This is a genomic window from Rhizobium sp. NZLR11 (assembly GCF_019685115.1).
Classification (GTDB): Bacteria; Pseudomonadota; Alphaproteobacteria; order Rhizobiales; family Rhizobiaceae; genus Rhizobium.
On the sequence record NZ_JABDWD010000034.1, the window covers coordinates 1 to 17898 of the forward strand.

Below are 17898 nucleotides of genomic sequence, written 5' to 3' on the forward strand. Positions count from 1 at the left end.
CGCCAGCCTCCTGCTCACGCAGCACACCGATGATCTGCTCTTCTGTAAATCTCTGCTTCTTCATTCGTCCGTCCTTCGTAAGGCCGGACTCTAATCAATTCTGGAAGAAATTCGCAGTGGCAGGTCACACGTTCAACAGGTTCGGCTTGGATGCGGCCCAGGCTGCGGCTCCGCTATGATCGGCATCGGCGCCGAGAACCATGAAAACGATGTCTTCCTCCTTGCCCTGGAAGGTATGCACCGTGCCTATCCTTTCCCGCAGCCACCTGGACAGTCTCGATGGAGGGGACCGCATATTTCCGTTCCGGTCCATCCATGCTGCATGGGCCAGAGCCTGCCTCAGGCTGTTCTTGACCTCCTTGAACGGCGAGATGATATAGAGATCCGGCAATGCGCCATTCCGGCGATATGTGGCAGTGAGGACGTTGACGATGAAGTCCGTCTGTTCTGCAACGGTCTGTTTGCCCGCGACCCTACCCCTGACGTCGATCCAGGCGCTGTCGCCATAAAACGGCGGTGCGTCGCCAGCAGGGCGGCGCTTCTCCAGCCCGAATACCATCTTGTTCTGATAGGCGATCCGGTTGGCAAGGCCGAACATCGGATCGATGCAGCGCCGGTGCACCCGGAGAGGACAGCCGATCCAGAGTCCATCCGCTTCCTCGCCGGGGACTGTCGTTCCGTAGCGGTTTGCGGCATCGGCCAGCATCTGCACCGACGCCCGGTTCGGTGAATATTGTCCTGTCGCCGTGTGGGCTGAGAGAGACGAAGCGGCGGTGATCAGCGCGCTCGGAAGTGTAAAGACCGGCTCGATCTGCTGGGGATCGCCGATCGCCGTGACACGGCGCCCCCGCAGCAGGGCTCCGACCGCCGCTTGCGGCACCGCCTGACCCGCTTCATCGATAAAGACCCAGCCGATCGAACCAGCTTCGAGCCCGCGGAATTGCCGGGCGAAGGAGGCAAATGTTGTCGAGACGATAGGAACGATCATGAAAAGGCTTTGCCAGATCGACACAATGTGCTCCCCATCGACGGGGCTATTGTTGGAAAGCAGTTTGCTGATGGCGACAATGTTTCCACCAAAACCCCCGCCCTTCCTGCCAACCTCCGCCAGCCATGCTTCATGCAGCGTCAATGCTGCTTCCAACAATGCCGAGCGCAGACCTGCCAGTTCGTCCTGATGCCACAGGCCGTCGATCTGGAACTGGTCGGTCTCGAGATCGGCGAGACGGTCGGGTGCGGCAGGATGATTGAAAATTTCCCCCAGACGGTCGAATTCACTTCTTTTCCTGGACCAGATTTTCCGCCGAGACCGCAGTGCCTGTTCGGCCCGTTCATGCTTGAGCAACGCCTGTTCCCGCTGAGGTTCATGGATTTTCGCAAGATGGTCCTCGCATTCTGCCAGTGCCTTGCGCAATTCCAGCTGCCGACGCGCATTGGCGCCGACGTCTTGCCGATGCTGCCGGGTAGAGTTGCTCGGCAGCGCTCGCTCCCACCACGCAGGCGCGCTGCGGTCGAGCAGCTGTTCTTCCTCCTTCAGACCCGACAATCCTTCGCGGAGACGCAGCATTTCGGCCGCCGCCGTGTCGCAACGGCCCTGCACGCCCCGGAGTTCGGCGGCGGCTTCCCCGACCCCTTTAAGCGTCTCGCTGCAGAACGTATCCTCTGACACCCCGGCGATGTCGTCATAGAGATCGGCATAGCGTGCATATTGACCGATCTTGTCAAGAACCAGGGCATCGGCGTCATCAAAGGCCGTTGATGCTTCGGCGAAACTCGGCCCCTCGTAACTCTTAAGCCATTCCCAGATGGTCTGCGGCCTGGCCGCGCCGGACCAGCCGGGATTCGGCCTTTCGGTGATTTCCATGAAGGCGAAACGTTCCTTGAAGGCGCGACGGTTCCTGGAGTTGCCGCGCGCGCAGGCGATCAGCCCCCACGGACGGTCGCCGTCGGAAAGCTTGACGGCGGCACCATTGTCCTTCTGACAAGCGACCTTGTGCGCGACCGTCTGCAGATAGTGGAAGGAAGACGCCCTGGCGATCGAGCTTCGCTTGGGAAGGTCGCGCGAAATATTATCCACGGCGGCATTGTTGGAGGAGGCGACGACCATTTCGAAACCGGTAAGGGCCGGGATCAGTGCCGATATCGTGGCGGTGCTCCGGTCTGCGAAGATGGCGCGGCGCGCTGGTCCGTCGAAGGCATCGCGCGCCGTCTTCAAGGAGGAGAGCACGCGGGCGCGCCGAACGATATTATCCGCGAACAGATCGCGAAGCAGCGTCGTCTTTCCCGTCCCCGGCGGGCCGTTGACCGAAAACAGTCCGGTTTTTGAAAGCTCGCCGATGGCCGAATTGATCGCGAACTGCTGCATGAGGCTCATCGCGTGATAAGGTTCGCTGAGCCAGCGTCCGCGGTTGATATTTCCCGGATGCAAGGCCCGAACGATCGCCTGGCGTCCGTCCGCCGTATAGAGGTCGATCCGCTTCTCCTGCGCAAGCGGGGTGAGATATCGCCTGAGCGGCTCGGGAATATCGCCGTGTTTGACGCGCATCATCGCCCGCTCGATATCCTCGATGAAGAAGCTGTTCAGGATACCGATCTCTTCTTCAACGCTTGCACTGTCATCCTCCTCATCCTCGGCATCGGGCGCATGGCTCTCCTGCTGAGGCGGCAGCGACAGGACTTCAGGCCTTTCCGCCTTGTCTTTGTAGCGTATCTCAACGGCGGCGATGGGCATCTCCCGAGGCGAGGCAAAGCCGGCCCAATCGCAGAGCAATTCATGCAGCGTCAGAATCTCGCCGGCGTCGATCGGTTGATCGTCTGTGTCCCCGAAGGATGGCGATCTCAAATGCCGCTGCGCCCGAAAATTTTGAAGCAGTTCCGATAGCTGCCGCTTGCAGTCGGCAAATGCCTCGTAGCTGAGCGAGGAGAGGCCGGATTTCTGCACGCGACCCAGAGCCCAAGGAAGCGTGGAGACCGAAAATGTCTCGAAGATCGGCTGTCCCAAGGGCGTGAGCTGCAGGCTGGCAAAGCAGGTATCGCCATCGAGATCGCCGCGCTCGGCATCCTCATATTCGGCGATATCGGCTGCAACGCTATCGAAGCGCCTGCGGATGTCGGTGACTTCGGATTTGCTGAAGACGCCGAGGAACAGCGTAAAACCCGTGATCTGCTTCCCCTCGGGGATCGCGGGACGGCGGAGTGATGCACCGTCATCTTCAAGCGTCCTTGCATGCAGCCAGAAGACACTTCGGCCCTCACCTGTGACGACACGACTGGATAGATCATAGGGAATGAAGAACTCGATCTTGTGCCAGAAATCGAGAATGGCCAGAAGCCGTTCTCTTTCGGCGCCATCTGCATTGGTCTGCATGAGTTCCTACTGAGGAGTTGCAAAATAGGCTTGCACCTCTTTTAGCAACGATCGCAGCTCAAAATCAAAGACCATGGCGACTGCGCATTCAGGAAGCGCCCAAACGCATTTTTGCGCAACCGGCGAAAATCCCGTCAATGCAGACGCGGCCGGCGTCGCTTGCTGAGCTGCCGTCCCCGATTCCAGCGGAGGACAGTCTCCTGCGCGACGTCGGTCTTATGAGGAGCTGGCTCGACGCTCGTGCGGATCCGTTCGAGGGCTGCACTTGCCTTGGCCGCATAGTCGAGTGCGGCCGGATCGTCCGAATGCACATCCTGGATCGCAGCGAAGACTGCCTCCGCTTCGCCCAATCGCTTGTTGGCCGCAAGGGCAATGCCCCGTTTGTAATGCGCCTGGATGAGATGTGGCCCGATCTCTCCGACCTGGCGGAAAGTTTCGGCGGCCAGGTCATCTTGATGCAGGGCAAGCGCTCGCCGCTGGGCTGAGAGCAACCATTCGATGGCTGCCCGCCTCGTACACGACACTCCATGCAGGACGAAAATATAACAATCTGTACTGAAATATTACATCAAGCTCTGATCTATATTGGGAGCAGATATAACCTCGAAGTACCCATCACAGTAAAAATACAACCAAAGCTTAGTATATTATCGTTTTTTGCCCGCTAAAACTAATCACTTTGGGCCATTTCCTTCCCTCTCAATCCGTATTAACATAATTAAGAAATGTCTAAAAAATAAAGCGGTGACATCAAGGGCCGGCATTTCATACTATTTAATACCCGCCATCGCTCCAAGTTTGAGTAAAGTGTAACGCTACGGGAGGCGTATATGTTCATGACAGGCTCAGGGATGGAGAATACTGACCAGGGACGGAAGTTGGATTCATCTGGAAATACTATACTGGTGGTTGCCAAGGCGGATCTGTTTTCGGAATGCATGGTAGAAGCTCTGGCAAAGAAATTTCCGAACTGTGAAGTGGCAAGCATAACGAGCACAAAGCCGATGCTGGAAAAGGATACCAGCGATATAAAGCTCGTTTTATTCTATCATATACCGGCGCCGGAGCTTCATGAAGCACTGCAGGCTGCCCGCGAAAACCATCCGGAGACCTCCGTCGGACTCGTCGTCGAGGCGATCGATATGCTCGAACCCTATGTCAGCCGGCTGGTGGAGGCAAGGATCATCGATGGCGTCCTGCCGCTCAACCTGCGTCTCGATGTCTTCATGGCCGCAGTGGATCTACTGATGAAGGGCGGCGAACATTTTCCCTCAGCACTTCTCAATCGCCTCACCAACAAGAACGCCCAACTGGAGCCCTCCCTCTATCAGACAAAGTCGGTCGATGCGGCACGCAGCAATGCGCTGAAGCTGAGACGCGACAGCATCTCCAGTTTGACCACCCGGGAGGTTCAGATACTGGATCTCATCTGCAAGGGCACGCAAAACAAGATCATCGCCGACAAGCTGCATCTATCAGAAAACACCGTGAAGGTTCACGTCCGCAATATCTACAAAAAGATGAACGTGCGAAACCGCACGGAAGCTGCGTCCCGCTTCTTCAATGAGCATCCCGCCGGCGATGACGACATGTCCGGCCGGTGGCGCAACTGATCGAACGCGTATCGCGATGTTGGGCGACATGCTTTAACGCTGTCGCTTCAGATCGAGGGGCGCGCGAAGCAGTGCGACTTCTGTCCGAAGCCGCTTGGCGAGCAGATATAAGGCGCTGAGCCGTGATAGGCGACGTGAACCGTTGCCGCAGCAGGGCGCTCGGGCCGATCTGCCGGATAGGTATAGTCTTTCGAGACACGCGGCGCCTCGACCACGACGACACTTTTTTTCGCGACGACGGCTATGTCGTCGTCAGCGACCGCACAGGCACTCGGTCCGATCGCCATAAGCGTCGTTCCCCAGGCGAACATCGCAAAACGAAATAGACGCCAGCCTTTCGGCTGCGCTGCATCTTGTTTTTTCAACATAGCAAAACCCCTCGCACATGGCGCTTCCGGATGCAAGACCGGTCGCGCAATCCGGCGCGGCCAACCTTACTCCTTTCTTCTACATCTGCTGTATTGAGTGAGGCTTAAGCGACCTCAGACTACCCGTGGCGCGTGAGAAGCAGGAATAAAATGATTAATCATTTATTATTCTGAAGAATAGTTGCGTAGTTATTTTGGATAATCAGAATTTTTGAAGTTGACGTCAGCTGTAATCGTCTTATTGTTTAAATAGTAATTCAGTCATCCGAAGAATAACTAAAAAGTTATTCGTATTGAGATAGTCGATACAATGAATATCCAGCCGGATAAGGAGACATGCAGTGCATAACTAAATCAAAAGACTAAATACATGGGAAGGAGTTTGTAATGCGTAGTTTCGTTCCCAGCGAAGGAAATTCTGAGGTAACTCGTATACCGGTGCTCAGGCAACTGGGCACCGCTCTTGTCAATGGTGGGGCCGGCTTCCTCGGTTCACATCTCTGCGAAAGGCTGCTGCAGCGTGGCCACCGCGTCATCTGCCTCGATAATTTTTCGACCGGCCGCCGAGTGAATGTCGATCACCTCGCCGCGAACGCCCGTTTTCACATGGTCGAGCACGACGTTCGCCAGCCTTTCGATATCGAAGCGTCGCTCATCTTCAACTTTGCCTCGCCCGCCTCCCCGCCCGATTATCAGCGGGATCCTGTGGGAACATTGCTCACCAATGTGCTCGGCGCCGTCAACACCTTGGATTGCGCCCGCAAGACCGGTGCTGTCGTCGTTCAGTCGTCGACATCGGAAGTCTATGGCGACCCGAGCCAGAGCCCGCAGCAGGAATCCTATTGCGGCAATGTCAACCCGATCGGACCGCGCGCCTGTTACGACGAAGGCAAACGCAGCGCCGAAACCCTGTTCTTCGACTATCACAGGACCTACGGCGTCGACATCAAGGTCGGCCGCATCTTCAACACCTATGGGCCGCGCATGCGTCTGGATGACGGCCGGGTGGTCTCCAATTTCATCGTGCAGGCCCTGCGCAATGCAGACCTGACGATCTACGGCGATGGTCAGCAGACCCGCTCTTTCTGCTATGTCGACGATCTCGTCGAGGGATTCCTGCGTTTCTCGGCCGCCGGCAACGCCTGCCACGGTCCAATCAACCTCGGCAACCCCGCTGAGATCACCGTTCGCCGCCTGGCGGAAATCATCCGCGACCTGACAAATTCCCGTTCCCGGATCGTTCACCTGCCTGCGGTCACCGACGACCCCCGTCAGCGCCGGCCGGATATTTCCCGAGCCTTGGCCGATCTTGGCTGGCAACCCCGCATCGGCCTCGAAGCCGGCCTGGCGCGCACCGTCGATTATTTCGACGGGCTGCTCGCCGAAACCGAGAAGGCGGAGGTCGTATGAGATGCCCCGCTACATTCTGGTTACCGGCGGCGCCGGTTTCATAGGCAGTCATATCTGCAAAGCGTTGTCGCGCGCCGGCATGATCCCGGTTACCTACGACAATCTCTCGACGGGACATGCCGACAGCGTCCGCTGGGGGCCGCTTATTCGGGCCGAGCTAGCCGACGCCGCCACGCTGCGCCGGACCCTTGCCGAGTTTTCGCCTGATTGCGTCATTCATTGCGGTGCCAATGCCTACGTCGGCGAATCCGTCGAGATGCCCAGGAAGTATTACCGAAACAACGTCGTCGGCAGTCTGACGCTGCTCGAGGCCTGCCTCGACCAGGATATCAACCGGATCGTCTTTTCGAGCAGCTGCGCCACCTATGGCGTTCCCGCCTCGTTGCCGATACGCGAGGAAAGCCCGCAGCTGCCGGTCAACCCCTATGGTCGCACAAAACTGATCTTCGAGATGGCGCTCGAGGATTTTGCCGCCGCCTATGGCATCCGCTTCGCCGCCCTGCGTTATTTCAACGCGGCCGGCGCCGATCCGGAGGGTGAGCTTGCCGAGCGCCACCAGCCGGAAACCCACCTAATCCCCCGCGCCCTTCTCGCTGCCGCCGGCAGGCTGGAGAGGCTGGATATCTTCGGCACCGACTATGCGACCGAGGACGGAACCTGCGTGCGCGACTATATTCACGTCAGCGATCTCGCGCAGGCGCATCTTGCCGCCGTCAATCATCTGATGGCCGACGGCGGCTCGCTCAGCGTCAATCTCGGCTCCGGTCGCGGCACCTCGGTGCTCGAGATCCTCGAAGCCATCTATCGCGCGACCGGCCGTGAAGTCCCCGTCCGCTATCGCCCCCGCCGGGCCGGCGATCCGCCGATCCTCTTTGCCAACACGGCGAGAGCGAAGGCGGAACTCGGCTTCGCTCCCACCCTCTCGGATATCGATACGATCATCCGTACCGCCGGCCCGACCTTTGGACTGGAGATGACAGCGTGAGCAACGTTTCGCAAATCGGCCACGGCGTCAGTACGGCTAAAGCCGCCACCGCGGATGCATTCGAGCCTGTTTTTACCGGCTGGAACCGCGTCGCCTATGGTTTCGGCATCCTTTGCTGGCTGGCCGCACTTGGGTTTTTCTGGATCTGGTGGTGCCAGTCCGCCCATATCATTTCCTGGACCGCCTTTGTGCTCATTACCCTCGTACTGGGCTGGATCACGCTCGTGCCGGCCTATTTCATCCTGATCTTTCTCGATGCGAGGACGATCAGCCCCCGCGCTCCGCTGCCGGAAGGGCGAGTGGCGATGGTCGTCACCAAGGCGCCGTCCGAGCCTTTTGCCGTCGTTCGCGCCACGCTTCAGGCAATGCTCGACCAGACCGGCGTCGAGTTCGATGTCTGGCTGGCCGACGAGGATCCTTCCGAGGAGACCAGGCGCTGGTGCGCGCAGCACGGCGTGCTGATCTCCACCCGAAAGGGGGTGGCGGAATATCATCGCGCAAGCTGGCCGCGCCGGACGCGATGCAAGGAAGGCAACCTTGCCTATTTCTACGACCATTTCGGCTATGAGCGTTATGATTTCGTCGCCCAGTTCGACGCCGATCATGTGCCGACGCCGACCTATCTCCGTGAAATCCTGCGCCCCTTCACCGACCCTGAAATCGGTTATGTCTCCGCGCCGAGCATCTGCGATGCGAATGCCGGTACGAGTTGGGCCGCGCGCGGCAGGCTCTATGCCGAGGCCAGCCTGCACGGTTCGCTGCAGACAGGTTACAACAATGGCTGGGCGCCGCTCTGCATCGGTTCCCACTATGCCGTTCGCACCGCCGCACTTCGCCAGATCGGCGGCCTCGGCCCGGAACTCGCCGAAGACCATTCGACGACGCTGATGATGAATGCCGACGGCTGGCGCGGCGTCCATGCCGTCGATGCGATCGCCCATGGCGACGGCCCGGCGAATTTTGCCGATCTCGTCGTCCAGGAATTTCAGTGGTCGCGCAGCCTCGTCACCATTCTGCTGCAACATTCCAGCCGCTATGTCGTCCATCTGCCATGGCGACTGAAATTTCAGTTCGTGTTCTCGCAGCTGTGGTACCCGCTGTTTTCCGCCTTCATGGCCGTAATGTTCCTGCTGCCGGTTGCCGCCTTGCTGACGGGCCACGTCTTCGTCGACGTCACCTACCCGGATTTCCTGCTGCATTTCCTACCCATATCGGGGGTGCTGACGCTGTTTTCCGTCTTCTGGCGGGCGACGGGAACCTTCAGACCGCATGATGCGAAACTTTTCGGCTGGGAGGGGCTGGCCTTCATCTTCCTGCGCTGGCCGTGGTCGCTCGCCGGCAGCCTTGCGGCCGTTCGCGATCATATCTCCGGCTCCTTCGTCGACTTCCGCATCACCCCGAAGGGAAAACAGCAGCAGCATTCTTTGCCGCTGCGCGTCGTCGCCCCTTATATCGCGCTCGCCGGGCTTTGCGCCGTCGCCATGGCGCTTGCCAGCGAGGTCGCTGCCGCTCAGGGCTTTTACATTTTCGCCGCGATAAACCTCTCGATCTATCTGTTGCTAGCGATACTGATCGTCGTTCGCCATGCGATTGAGAGCAGTCTGCCGCTGCTGCCGCAATCGCACGGGCTACGGCTTGCGACTGCCATGGGGCTTGGGATCTGGGTTACCGGCGGCATGCAGCTGGGCAGCCATGGCCTCAGCAGCCTCGAAGCTCTTTCCCATGGCCAGCCATTCATCAGTTTCACCGAATCACAATTTGCCGTCGCCGGTGCCGGCCTCGGCGGCGGCAAGACCAGGATCACCAAATTTCGTCTCAAATGGAATGGGTTCGGCAACATGGGACGGGACGAACAGGGTGTGTAGCCGGCAGTCCGGCAAGTGTCGAACAGGAGGATGTAATGTGTATCGGATCGAAACTTTATGGAGCAGCCCTTGCTCTCAGCCTGTGTCTGCCGGTGGCGGCACATTGCGCCGAGGCAGCTGGCAAGAAGGCGCCGACGCCGCTCAGCGCCTATGAGCTCTACCGCATCTACGGCGACAAGACCTGGATCTGGAACACCGGCGGCGGTCGTTTCGTCGATGACGGCCGGCGGTTCGTCGCCTGGACCAATGACAAGGGCAAGCAGTCCTTCGCCGAAGGCACGTGGGTGGTCGACGATCTCGGCCAGCTCTGCATGCGCGCCACCTGGACGAATGCAGAAGGTGCGGCCCGCGCCAGCACCTGTTTCGGCCATCGCAAAATCGGCAACACGATCTATCAGCGGCGCCAGCCGGACGGCAATTGGTATGTCTTCCGTCATGCGTCGGTGCGCGGCGATGACGAGTTTGGCAAGCTCGTTCCCATGGATTCGGTCAGTGCGAAAGCGCGTGACCTGAAGCAGGTCCTGCTGAGCCAGGAAGTAGCCCGAAAAGGAGGGTGAGCCATGAAGAAGCTACTGAAAAAAAACCTCTCGACTGCAGCGATAGCGGTGCTGCTGCTGTGTGTCGCCGATATGCCGGGCCGAAGCGAGATGCAATATGCGGGCATTGCCCCGAACCCGGCTGCAGGCGTCCAGACGATCATCGACAAACGCCCCGTTCTTCATGCCGACGGCATCAAGTTCGGCGCCTATGATCCAAATGGTGATTTTGGCGCACAATCGAATGTCGCGACCGAAGCCCTGTTCCTGCCTTGGGAGGACGTCGATCTGGAGACGCTGCGCGTTGCCGATGCCTACGCGCAGGCCAGAGGCCGCAATCTGCTGATATCGGTGGAGCCGTGGTCCTGGGATGTCGACTGGCGGCTGACCTCCGGCCAGCTTCGTCAAAAGGTCCTGCGCGGCGATTACGATGTCAACATGCGTGCGATCGCGCAGATGATATCCCAGCTGAAAAGTCCGGTGATCATTCGCTGGGGCCAGGAGATGGAGGACAAGTCCGGGCGGTTTTCGTGGTCCGGATGGAACCCGCGGGACTATATCACGGCCTACAAGCGCATGATGGATATCGTCCGCCAAGAGGCGCCGGGCACTAAGCTGATGTGGTCGCCGAAGGGCGAGCCAGGCTTGCAGGACTACTATCCCGGTGATGATTATGTCGATCTCGTCGGGCTCTCGGTCTTTGGCCTGGAACGCTACGACGAGCTTGCCTACACCAAGCATCGGACGTTTTCGGAAGCGCTGAAGCAGGGTTACGATCTCGTCGCCGGCTACGGAAAGCCGATCTGGGTGGCGGAGCTCGGCTATCAAGGCGGCGACGCCTATGTCAGGCCCTGGATCGAAACCGCGACGCTGAAGCAGAGCGCCTTTCCAAACCTTCAGGAAGTCGTCTATTTCAACGACCGGGATGTGCATGCCTGGCCGTTCGATCTCGGCCGGCCGGACTGGCGCGTCGTCGAAGGCCTGGCCAACTGACCGCCCGGAAAGGAGAGAGGCCCGCCGGGGTTTGCGGGCCTCTCCTCTCATGTCGGGCGATCGATCATCCTTTGATCGTCGCCTTACCCTCTTCGATGAGCCGGCTTGCCGCATCGGCGGGCAAAATCCGTTCGAAGGCGAGTTCGTCACAGATCGGGCGCAGCACGCGCTGGTCGAACTGGGTTGCGCCCATCGGCACCGGCGGCGGATATTCGCCGACCTGGTCCTTGAGAAGATTGACGTATTTGACTGTTTCCTGCTCCGTCGGGTTGAGCTGCGGTAGTATGGCTTCGCGCACGGCCGGGGACATCGGCACGCCGCGCTCGACGCCGAGAATCTTGCCGGCCTCGATATCGTTGACGAAGAAGTTGATGAATTTCGCGGCTGCCTCGCCGTTCTTTGTCGTGGCGCCGAGGCTCCAGATAAGCGCGGGACGGTAGTAGTGGCCCGACGGCCCGCCCTTCTTTTCCCGCGGCAGCATGGTGATGCCGAGCTTGTTCTTGATGATCAGCTGATAGCCGACCATTTGATTGGAATAGGCCATGCCGATCACCGATTTGCCGATACCGAGGCAATTGGTGTCGATGGTGTTCTGATCGAGCGTCTGGACGTCGGCAGCAACGGTGCCCCCCGCTTTGCGAAGCTTCTCCCAGTAGTCGAACCATTCGGTGGCATCGTCGGCTGTGAAGCCGAGCCCGACGCTTTCCTTCGCAAAGAGGCTCTTGCCGCGCTGGCGCAGCCAGGCGTCGAACACATAGGCGTAGCGTGCGGCATAGGGGCCGCCGCTCTTGCCGGAGGACTTGGCGAGTTCTACGGCGAGCTTGGCATACTCGTCCCAGGTGAGGTCGGGTGTCGGCAACGGGATGCCCGCCTTTTCGAATTCGACCGTGTCGAAGAACATCGAGAAGGAGTTGAGGCCGAGGCCGACACCATAGAGTTTGCCGTCGATGGTGGTCAGTTTCAGCATGTCGGCGCCGAAGGACTGGACGTTCAGGGTCGAAGGCAGGAATTCGTCAAGCGGCATGCACGCGCCGCGCTTGGAATAGTCGGAGATCGTTCCCGGCTCGAGCTGGAAGACGTCGGCGATCGAGCGGCCGGCCATCTGCGTTGCGAGTTTGGTCCAGTAGCCGTCGCCCGAAAGCGATTCACCGACGATCGTGACGCCGGGCGTCTTCGCTTGGTAGAGCTTGGCGACTTCGAGCGTGCGCTTGGCGCGGTCGTTCGACCCCCACCACATGGCGCGCAGCGACGCGTCCTCGGCAAAAGCCGGAATTGCGCTTCCCGCGCCGAAGGCGAGGCCGGCGGCTGCTCCGGCTGAACCCATCAGAAATGAACGGCGGTTGACCTGCATGATATCCTCCTCCTTGTCGCAACATGCCCGCTACCATCCTCCAACGGCGTTGGCGTGCATTTTGCAATAGAGTACGCAAAAAAATAATTATTGCAATAAATAACGTTTATCTTGCAAATTTGCATAATTTGCATAAGGTTTGCCCATGAATGAACAAAAAACCAACGACCAAGAAACCAACGACCAAAAAATCAGACGGCCGCGTCAGGCCGATATCGCTACATTGGCCGGCGTCTCCGTCTCCACGGTGTCGCGTGTGCTCGCCAACGAACCCGGCATCAGCGAAACCGTGCGCCGCCAGATCTTGAAGGTGGCGGCCGAGCACGGCTATCCGGTGAAATCTGCGACCGAAGCCGTTGCCGGCGGGCTGGCGCTCATTGCCAGCGACGGCGTCACCGGCGGTCTCAGCGTCTTTTATGAAGCGATCGTCGAGGGCCTGCGCGCCGGAGCCGCCGAAGCCGGCATGCCCTTCGAGATCCGGATGGTTCGCGAGGATCGCATCACGCCGGACGCCGTGCGCGACTATATGCAGGCAGCAGATGCCGAGGGTCTCTTTCTGGTCGGCATCGACCCGAACGAGATGCTGCGTGACTGGCTGCAGGGCACCATGACGCCGGCCGTGCTCGTCAACGGCACCGATCCCAGAATGCAGTTTGATGGCGTTTCGCCGGCTAATTTTTTCGGCGCCTATGAAGCGACCAGCCGAATGATCAAGGCCGGCCATCGCCGCATCCTGCATCTGAGCGGCTCGCACCGCTATACTATCCGGGAGCGTATCCGCGGTTTTGAGGCTGCGGTGGCCGCCGTCCCCGACGCCGAGGGTCGTTTCGTGCCTCTGGTGCTGGAGGGCAGCGCCAGCCGCGAGGCGCATGAACGCACTGCCGCGGTCCTTGCCGAAAATGCCGGTTTCACCGCCGCCTTCTGCATGAATGATTTCATCGCCGTCGGCGTGCTCGAGGCCGTCACCGAAGCCGGTATGCGTGTGCCGGAGGATTTCGCGATCGTCGGCTTCGATGATCTGCCCTGCGCGCTGATGACCAATCCGCGGCTTTCCACCATGCGCGTCGACCGCGCCGCCCTCGGGCGCGAGGCCGTCTTCCTGATGCTGTCCCGTTTCCGCAACAGGACGGCGGCGGCGCGCCACATCTGCCAGGCGGTCGTTGCCGTTGCGGGAGGGACCGTTCCGAATGCCGAAAAACCGTGAGTGATGCTGATGACCTATGATCCCGCCAGCGCCAACCCGCTTGCAGGCAATCCGCTCGAAACCCGCGCCGATATGAGCCGGGCTCTGCTTGATCTCTTCGATCCGCTTCTTGTCTGTTTTTCAAAAGGCAATGCCCGCGTCAGGCTGAGCGGCGGCGCCGCCCATTTCGACCGGGCGGCAGCCGATCTCGAAGGCTTCGCCCGCCCGCTCTGGGGATTGGCGCCGCTTGGCGCCGGCAACGGCGACTTCGCCCACTGGCATCGTTTTGCCGAAGGTCTCGCAAACGGCACCGATCCCGCCCATCCGGAATATTGGGGAACGGTCAATGGCCGCGATCAGCGGATGGTCGAGCTTGCCGCTCTCGGTTTTGCCCTGGCGCTGGTGCCGGAAAAGATCTGGGAGCCGCTCGATCAGCGCGCCCGCGGCAACGTCGTCGCCTATCTCAAGCATGCCAGGCAGTTCGACTATGCCGACAATAACTGGAAATTCTTCCGGATCCTTGTCGATATTGCGCTCGATCGTCTCGGCGCCGATTTCGATCGCAGCCTGACCCGGCAATATCTGCAGGAGCTCGAAGGCTTCTATATCGGCGATGGCTGGTATCGCGACGGCAACGTGCGCCGCATCGACCACTACATTCCGTTCGCCATGCATTTCTATGGTCTGATCTATTCCAAGCTCGTCGACGACGATTATGCAAAACGCTACCGGGAGCGCGCCATCCTCTTTGCCCGGGACTTCCGCCACTGGTTTGCCGCCGACGGCGCGACGATCCCATTCGGCCGCAGCCTGACCTATCGCTTTGCCTGTGCCGGCTTCTGGTCGGCGCTCGCCTTTGCCGATGTCGAGGCTTTGCCCTGGGGCGAGGTCAAGCATCTCTGCCTGCAGCATCTACGCTGGTGGAAAGATAAGCCGATTGCCGATCGCGACGGCGTGCTGTCGATTGGTTTTGGCTATCCGAACCTGCTGATGTCGGAAAGCTACAATTCCGCGGGCTCGCCCTATTGGGCGCTCAAGGCCTTCCTGCCGCTCGCCATCGCCGAGGATCATCCGTTCTGGACCGCTGAGGAAAAGGCGCCGGAGCAGGCACCCTCTATCGTCCCCCAGCGTCATCCCGGCATGGTGATGATGCGGGCAGGCGGCGATGTCGTGGCACTGTCTGCGGGCCAGGAAAATCTGCAGATGCGTTTCGGCACGGAAAAATACGCGAAGTTCGCTTATTCCACCCGCTACGGCTTCAGTGTCGAGTCCGATGAGCGTGGCTTCGCGCTTGCCGCCTTTGATTCGATGCTGGCCTTCAGCGATGACGGCCTGCATTACCGCGTGCGCGAAACGAATGAGCAAGCAAAGCTTGCAGGCGAGGTGCTCTATGCGAAATGGTCGCCTTTCCCCGCTGTCGCTGTCGAAACCTGGCTGCTGCCTCAAGCCCCCTGGCATATCCGCCTCCACCGGATCAGGTCTGACCGGCCGTTACGCATCGCCGAAGGCGGCTTTGCCATCGGCCGCCGGGATTTCGAGCTGGACAGGCTCTCGGCGTCCGATGGGGCTGCCTACGCGATCGGCGAAGCCGATTTCACCGGCATTGTAGATCTCGGTTCTTCGGTCAGGCGCGCCGGCCTTGCCCAGAAGGCGCAACCCAACACCAATGTGATCGTTGCGAAAACCATCGTGCCGCAGCTGCGCGGCCAGATCCCGGCCGGTGAAACCATCCTGGTGACGGCAGTGCTGGCGCTCGACGATCCCGCCGCCGTCACCTCTGCCTGGACGAAGCCGCCGAAAGCGCCCGATATTGCGATGCTGGAGGCCCTGGTGCGGGAAAAAGGCGTGACCGTCAGCGCCATCGAAGCGCCGGGACAGATGCCATGAGCCGCCCGGCCATTGTTCTTGCGATGGAGCCCTCGCGCACGGAACACGTCCTGCCGGAGGGTTTGCTGCAACGGCTCGACACCGTCGGTCACCTGCTGGATTCCAAGCCGCTGCAGCATTTCAACGACGAGCGGGCCAGACGCCTGCTGGCCGAAGCCGAAATCCTGATCACCGGCTGGGGCGCGCCCTATGTCGGGCCTGACATTCCCGCCGCAGCAACGCACCTTCGCCTCATCGTTCATGCGGCGGGCACGGTAAAGGGCGTCATCGACGACAGCATCTTCGAAGCCGGCATAGTGGTCAGCCATTCGGCCGAGGCCAATGCCGTGCCGGTCGCCGAATTCACGCTGGCGGCGATCATCTTCGCCGGCAAGCGGGCCTTCCGTTTCCGTGATCTCTATGTCGCCGACCGCAACCGCGACCGGACCTATCCGATGCAGCGCGAAGCGATCGGAAACTATGGCCGCATCGTCGGCATCGTCGGCGCCTCGCGCATCGGCCGGCGGGTAATCGAGCTCTTGAAACCCTTCGGCTACAGGCTGCTGCTGTTCGACCCCATGCTCGATGCTGCCGAGGCCGCCGGACTCGGCGCGGAGAAGGTCGATCTCGACGAATTGATGCGCCGCGCCGATATCGTTTCCCTGCACGCGCCGTCGCTGCCCTCGACCCGGCATATGATCGATGCGCGAAGATTGTCGCTGATGAAGGAGGGCGCAACGCTGATCAACACCGCGCGCGGCATCCTCGTCGATGAGGTGGCGCTGCTTTCGCAGCTGAAGACCGGCCGCATCGATGCGGTCATCGACGTCACCGATCCGGAGATCCCGGACCCCGGCTCGGTATTCTACGATCTGCCGAATGTCTTTCTGACGCCACATATTGCCGGCGCCATCGGGCTGGAACGGGCGCGCCTCGGCGAGATGGCGGTGGACGAGGTCGAGCGCTTCATGATCGGCCGGCCGCTGCTTTACCAGATCCACCAGGCGAATCTCGAAAACATCGCCTGAGGCGCGTCGAGCGACCCAGGCGACGAGATATCAGCGTGATGTCCGCAGCGAATTGGGCGAACCGTCATCGGCGAGCTCGGGCATCAGATCGGCAATTTTGACCACTTTGCCGGTGCGCGAGCTTGTCAACGCCGCAATGCCGCAGAGCACGGACATGGCGCCGGCCCGCGTGCCGGCGCGCTGGGCGAGCCTGTCTTCTATGTCGGGCTTGAAGATCATATTGCGCATCCGGTCGTCGCCGCCGTAATGGCCGCCGGTGAAATGCGGAACGACGATGCGCTCGACCGCCTCCTTGCCGTTCGGGAAATTGCGGATCAGCAGGATCGTGTCTTCCTTCGGCTCTTCCCAGGGCTGGGCCTCATATTGGCGAAGCTCGATGCGCCCCTTGGTGCCGTTGAAGGCGAGGTGATGGCCTTCGATCGGTTGAAAGGTGTTCAGCGAATAGGAGACATGGACGTTGTTGCGATAGCGCAGGCTGACCACCATCGTGTCGGGAATGTCGATATCCTCGCGGAAGACGCAGCCGTCGCGGAAATAGCCGTCAATCTTCGAGGGATCCTCGTAGAGCTGATCGAGGAACGGATCGGCCTCGAGATCTAGATAATAGTCGCATTCATGCGCGTGCGGACAGAGCTTGCAGCGCGGGCCGCGGAATGGGCCCTTGCGGCCGTAGTTTTGCAGGTCGGCAAAGGAGGTGACGGCTTCGGGGTCGCTGTCGAGATACCAGTTCAACAGATCGAAATGATGCGTCGCCTTGTGGACGAACAGGCTGCCGGAATTTTCGGTATAGGCATGCCAGCGGCGGAAGTAGTCGGCGCCGTGTTTGGTGTTGAGATACCAATGGAAGTCGACGGAGGTCACCCGGCCGATCTCGCCGGCATTCAACAGTTCCTTAATGCGCGCCGCCGTCGGCGCGTAGCGGTAGTTGAAGGAGACGTCGACGCGCCGGCCGGTCCGTTTCTCGGCATCGATGATCCGCCTGATCTTGTCGACCGCTGTTGTCATCGGCTTTTCGGTGATGACGTCGATACCGGCTTCGAGCGCCCGCACGACGATGTCGTCGTGGGTGTGATCAGGCGTGCAGACGATGATCAGATCCGGCTTCTGTTCGGCCAGCATCGCGTCGATATCGTCGTAAATCGGCGCGTTGCTGCCGATCATATTGCGGGCACGTTCGCCACGCAGCGAATTCTTCTCGACGATCGCGATGAGATCGACATGTTCGCGCCAGCCGGCAAGCAGGTCCTTGCCCCACATCGTGGTGCCGCGGTTTCCGGTGCCGATCAGGGCAAAACGGCGTTTCTCCATCGAATGAACCTCCTGCATGCGTGAT

The 17898-nt window shown here is 60.2% G+C and carries 13 protein-coding genes and 1 pseudogene; 9 read left to right on the forward strand and 5 right to left on the reverse strand.

Annotated elements, in window-relative coordinates; translation table 11 throughout:
• Positions 1 to 124: 124 nt before the first annotated feature.
• Together HJB83_RS32090 and HJB83_RS34450 are read right to left on the reverse strand one after the other, a co-directional pair.
• Complete coding sequence (locus HJB83_RS32090; protein WP_259671470.1) at positions 125 to 3367, reverse strand: DEAD/DEAH box helicase; 3243 nt, start codon at positions 3365 to 3367, stop codon at positions 125 to 127.
• A gap of 134 nt (positions 3368 to 3501) precedes the next feature.
• A pseudogene (locus HJB83_RS34450) lies at positions 3502 to 3834 on the reverse strand (cellulose biosynthesis protein); the annotation flags it as partial.
• 363 nt (positions 3835 to 4197) lie between these two features.
• Here HJB83_RS34450 and HJB83_RS32100 point away from each other — a divergent pair.
• Positions 4198 to 4980: a response regulator transcription factor gene (locus HJB83_RS32100; RefSeq protein WP_221116440.1), complete on the forward strand. Its 783-nt coding sequence runs from the start codon at positions 4198 to 4200 to the stop codon at positions 4978 to 4980.
• 47 nt (positions 4981 to 5027) lie between these two features.
• On the opposite strand, the gene HJB83_RS32105 is transcribed toward HJB83_RS32100, so the two are convergent.
• Positions 5028 to 5348 (reverse strand): hypothetical protein, encoded by a 321-nt coding sequence (locus HJB83_RS32105; RefSeq protein WP_207582367.1) that lies wholly within the window; start codon positions 5346 to 5348, stop codon positions 5028 to 5030.
• 387 nt (positions 5349 to 5735) lie between these two features.
• On the opposite strand from HJB83_RS32105, the gene HJB83_RS32110 reads away from it, so the two are divergent.
• The 5 genes from HJB83_RS32110 to HJB83_RS32130 are packed head-to-tail and all read left to right on the forward strand — an operon-like array spanning position 5736 to position 11137.
• Positions 5736 to 6758: a UDP-glucuronic acid decarboxylase family protein gene (locus HJB83_RS32110; RefSeq protein WP_207582368.1), complete on the forward strand. Its 1023-nt coding sequence runs from the start codon at positions 5736 to 5738 to the stop codon at positions 6756 to 6758.
• Between the two features lies 1 nt (position 6759).
• The gene (gene galE / locus HJB83_RS32115) at positions 6760 to 7743 is read left to right on the forward strand and encodes a UDP-glucose 4-epimerase GalE (RefSeq protein ID WP_221116441.1); all 984 of its coding nucleotides are present in this window, start codon (positions 6760 to 6762) and stop codon (positions 7741 to 7743) included.
• Positions 7740 to 9608, forward strand: coding sequence for a glycosyltransferase family 2 protein (locus HJB83_RS32120; protein ID WP_221133199.1), 1869 nt, complete (start codon positions 7740 to 7742; stop codon positions 9606 to 9608). The genes galE and HJB83_RS32120 overlap by 4 nt, the downstream gene beginning before the upstream one ends.
• A gap of 35 nt (positions 9609 to 9643) precedes the next feature.
• Positions 9644 to 10165, forward strand: coding sequence for a DUF995 domain-containing protein (locus tag HJB83_RS32125; protein WP_207582371.1), 522 nt, complete (start codon positions 9644 to 9646; stop codon positions 10163 to 10165).
• 3 nt (positions 10166 to 10168) lie between these two features.
• The gene (locus HJB83_RS32130) at positions 10169 to 11137 is read left to right on the forward strand and encodes a glycoside hydrolase family 26 protein (RefSeq protein WP_221133200.1); all 969 of its coding nucleotides are present in this window, start codon (positions 10169 to 10171) and stop codon (positions 11135 to 11137) included.
• 64 nt (positions 11138 to 11201) lie between these two features.
• On the opposite strand, the gene HJB83_RS32135 is transcribed toward HJB83_RS32130, so the two are convergent.
• Positions 11202 to 12488 (reverse strand): ABC transporter substrate-binding protein, encoded by a 1287-nt coding sequence (locus HJB83_RS32135; protein WP_221116445.1) that lies wholly within the window; start codon positions 12486 to 12488, stop codon positions 11202 to 11204.
• 145 nt (positions 12489 to 12633) lie between these two features.
• Between HJB83_RS32135 and HJB83_RS32140 the strand changes: the two genes are divergently transcribed.
• From HJB83_RS32140 to HJB83_RS32150, 3 genes are read left to right on the forward strand one after another with little or no spacing between them, the layout of a single operon-like run.
• Positions 12634 to 13692, forward strand: coding sequence for a LacI family DNA-binding transcriptional regulator (locus HJB83_RS32140; RefSeq protein ID WP_221116446.1), 1059 nt, complete (start codon positions 12634 to 12636; stop codon positions 13690 to 13692).
• 9 nt (positions 13693 to 13701) lie between these two features.
• A complete protein-coding gene (locus HJB83_RS32145; RefSeq protein ID WP_221133201.1) occupies positions 13702 to 15558 on the forward strand; it encodes a DUF2264 domain-containing protein in 1857 nt (618 codons plus the stop codon).
• The gene (locus HJB83_RS32150) at positions 15555 to 16565 is read left to right on the forward strand and encodes a hydroxyacid dehydrogenase (protein WP_207582376.1); all 1011 of its coding nucleotides are present in this window, start codon (positions 15555 to 15557) and stop codon (positions 16563 to 16565) included. Before HJB83_RS32145 ends, HJB83_RS32150 begins: the two co-directional genes overlap by 4 nt.
• 30 nt (positions 16566 to 16595) lie before the next feature.
• Here the strand turns inward: HJB83_RS32150 and HJB83_RS32155 are convergent, their stop codons facing one another.
• On the reverse strand, positions 16596 to 17873 hold the full coding sequence (locus HJB83_RS32155) for a Gfo/Idh/MocA family protein (RefSeq protein ID WP_221116449.1): 1278 nt from the start codon (positions 17871 to 17873) through the stop codon (positions 16596 to 16598).
• Positions 17874 to 17898: the final 25 nt, after the last annotated feature.